Source organism: Bradyrhizobium uaiense (assembly GCF_010811875.1).
Classification (GTDB): domain Bacteria; phylum Pseudomonadota; class Alphaproteobacteria; order Rhizobiales; family Xanthobacteraceae; genus Bradyrhizobium; species Bradyrhizobium uaiense.
In genome coordinates, this window is record NZ_VKHP01000933.1 from 1 (window position 1) to 245 (window position 245).

Below are 245 nucleotides of genomic sequence, written 5' to 3' on the forward strand. Positions count from 1 at the left end.
ATGGGTCCTGGCTTTCGCCAGGACGACATCGTTGGTCGCGGAAACGGCGGGGCTAATCCCGCCCGAACTGGTGCTTCAACTCGAGCTTGGCGCGTTCCAGCCGCGACCGCCCGGTCTTCGGTAGCGGCTTTCCCGCGCGGGTTGTATAAAAGGGCCGCATCGACAATGCCGGAACGGAAGCGCCCCTCCTGCGGCGCGTGCCCCTCGTGGGGGGGTTTTTTTAGGACGGCGGCGTCTTTTTTGGA

1 pseudogene is annotated in these 245 nt (G+C 64.5%); it reads right to left on the bottom strand.

What is annotated here, in order from left to right:
- Positions 1-52: 52 nt before the first annotated feature.
- Positions 53-196: pseudogene (locus FNJ47_RS48160) on the bottom strand (DUF3175 domain-containing protein); the annotation flags it as partial.
- Between the last annotated feature and the right edge of the window lie 49 nt (positions 197-245).